The sequence below is a fragment of the Sphaerochaeta sp. UBA5836 genome (genome assembly GCF_002432845.1).
Taxonomy (GTDB): Bacteria; Spirochaetota; Spirochaetia; order Sphaerochaetales; family Sphaerochaetaceae; genus Sphaerochaeta.
The window spans coordinates 1-2,827 of the sequence record NZ_DJGW01000014.1 but is presented as its reverse complement, the minus strand read 5'-3'; the positions used below and the strand labels follow the sequence as shown (position 1 = coordinate 2,827).

The following is a 2,827-nucleotide window of genomic DNA, read 5'->3' as shown; positions in this document are numbered from 1 at the left end:
TAGGACCCCACCACGTAGAAATCGAACTTCAAGAGGTCGAAAAGAACCCCTACTTGCTTTGTATGCAGGTTGTAGGCAAGCGTGACGGTGAGAGCCCTCTCGCGCTTGCCGATTACCGGGCTTCCAACGGTAAGCGGAGTCAATGAAACCAGAAGGTGGGACAGCGTTGTTCTCCCATCGAGGGTATACGGCGATAGCATCACTCCAAGGCCAACCAACGAATTGATGCCCATCCCGGCAGTTTGTCCACCGGTGGAACGCTGGCCCAACAACGCCCTCTGGATGAGAAATGAAACGGAAGTTGTGTCGAGGAAGGTGGGAACCAACTGGGTGTTGGCTTGTATGTCCAGCTCCCAGACATCGGTCAATCCAATCGAGGCTCCCCAAGCCAGTTTCAACCGGCTCGGATCAAGGTCCTTCTCACCCAGATGGGCATTGGTGCCGAGGGTGATCCCTACATCAAAAAAGCCTGCAAACGCAGGAAAAGCCAGCACAAGCACTATGATCAACAGCAATACTCTCTTTTGCATACGAACCTACTTCAAGAAATATGTGAATCGGATGATATTGAAACCCCAGCTATCCATCTCACCCTTTACGATGTCATAGAGGAAGAAGGGGCTGAGCACCTCGTACCAGAAGTCCTTCTGGATCAACTTGAACGGACTGACTTCCAGAGCCAGCAATGCAGTATCCCTTCTCGGGTCGAATGCGTAGGAGACTCCTATCATCGGCGAATAGGCAATGATATTGTGGGCCAGAAAATTAAATGGATGGCGGGTCGTCCGGAAGAGGTCCAGACCCAAGCCAATTTGGAGGTATGGAACCCTATACGCCCCATCTTCAAGGGTTCCCAATGCAGTCCTGCCGATAACCGACGGATTTGCAAATGCCAGGTTGAAAGGCTTGTAGACCAGCGAAAACTCGGCACCGCTGGAGGTCAGCTCGGAATCGGCTTCCACACTCTGTCCATAATAGCCCAGAGCGTATCCTACACTGCGTGCAGAGAGAGAACCGATGAGAAGCAATCCAATTACCAGGAATACAAGAAGACGTTTCACGCTCAACCTCCAATAAACCCGAAGACGAAGCGTGGATAGCTCGAAAACTTTTGCCATTTCTCTGCCATCTCCTCGGTGATGGGCATGGTATTCTCATACAGTGAGTCAAAGTGAGCTTCAACCTGTTTGGCCAACTCGGGGCTGTCGATGACCAGTGCCGTTTCATACGCCAGATTGAAGGAGCGGTAGTTGATATTCGTAGATCCTATCACCACATATCGGTCATCGACGATCATCAGCTTCTCATGCAGAAGCCTCTGACTCGCATCGCTCTCTTTTTCTATTCTCAGATTGATGCCCATGGTCAACAGGTCTTGTGCCATAAACTCGATTCCTTTCCGGTTACCCACCCGTTTATCGAAAGGAACAATCATTGTAACATCCACTCCCCTCTCCTGGGCCCTCCGAAAAGCCTCCATCATATGCTTGTCCATGAACGGCAGGAAGGGCAGCACCTTTATCTCATGCTCGGCTTCGTTGAGCAGTGAGCCGAAAAGCAGGCTCAGCTTATCCGACTTCGGATGTTGGTCCACATAGAAGGCATCGTAGGTTTTCAGACCATCGGCTGCCTGCCAGTCAACGGGAAAGTCCTCACGATTGATGGTTTCCCAACTTTGCTCGTTCCACCAGGGAACAAAGTGATCGAGCATGGTTGCAGCAAGTGAGGGTGAGTAAAATTCATACATGCTGTCACGTTGCAGGTCCTCTTCGGAGGCTCCGATGGAGATATAATTCAGATTCATTCCGCCGACCGCCAAATGCTTGCCGTCAATGATCAGGAACTTTCGATGGTCCCGGTACAGTAGGTTGATTCCGCTTACCAGGCGTGCAGCCGACATGGGACTGTACTCCAAGAGGTGCACCCCGCTGTCGCGGAGGAACTTAAGGGGTATCAGGTGGAAGCGGGTCTCGGTCATGTCAAACGGGCCGGTACCGTCCACTACAAAGTAGACCCGTACCCCGCTTTCTGCTTTACGAACCAAGGCGGCATACAGGCCTTCCAGCTCCTCGGAACTGGATGCAAGGAACGCCGAGGTTATCAGATAGTCCTCGGCCCCCTCGATCAACTCAATGAGGCGGTCGCGCCATTCAAGTCCGTCATAATAGACGGTGGGATAGGTGACCTGGACCTTGGGGATGTTGAAGGAGAGCAGTTTCTCCTCCAGCGGCAACGTATCATCAAGCACCTTGGGACTCAACATATGACTGGTGGATGAACAACCTAGGGTGAAGAATAGAAACAGTACAAGAAGGAATAAAAGACACAGTCGTTTCATCATGACCTCATGCTCGGGAAAATAAAGGGATGAGGGAGCAGTTCGGAAAAGGTGTATATGCTATGAGCGCCTTCCCTTCCCTCGGCACAGTGTACATCGACAAGATGGATTTCGGTTTCCGGCTTTGAGAATTCTGCAAGCACCTGCAGACACTGGGCGCAGGGAGGGGCAGGAGGAGCATCCTGACTCACCACCACCAACAACTTGATGCCGACGACCCCCTCATTGGCTACGGCATTGAGGATGGCATTGCGTTCGGCACAGATGGTCGCACCATAACTGGAGTTCTCAACATTGCAGCCGCTGTAGACACGGTTTGTCTTGGCACTGACAACCGCAGCTCCCACCTTATAGTGGGAATACGGGGCGTAGGCATTCTTGCGGGCCTTGGCTGCTTGCTCGATGCAGAACTCCAACAACGCTTTCTCTCCCATCATTGCCTGTCCGGCTTCCAAAATCTTGTTTGCACCATATACAGTGCGTTCGTCA

The 2,827-nt window shown here is 51.9% G+C and carries 4 protein-coding genes; all 4 read right to left on the bottom strand.

The features are described from left to right. The coding region (locus tag B3F49_RS00985; RefSeq protein WP_293908594.1) for a hypothetical protein at positions 1–530 on the bottom strand (530 nt) is incomplete at its 3' end. Between the two features lie 6 nt (positions 531–536). Next, on the bottom strand, positions 537–1,061 hold the full coding sequence (locus B3F49_RS00980; protein WP_293908592.1) for a hypothetical protein: 525 nt from the start codon (positions 1,059–1,061) through the stop codon (positions 537–539). Positions 1,062–1,063: 2 nt separating this feature from the next. Beyond that, positions 1,064–2,338, bottom strand: coding sequence for a phospholipase D-like domain-containing protein (locus B3F49_RS00975; protein ID WP_293908591.1), 1,275 nt, complete (start codon positions 2,336–2,338; stop codon positions 1,064–1,066). Further along, on the bottom strand, positions 2,338–2,827 hold a 490-nt coding region (gene cdd, locus B3F49_RS00970), incomplete at its 5' end, for a cytidine deaminase (protein ID WP_293908590.1). The genes B3F49_RS00975 and cdd, both read right to left, overlap by 1 nt.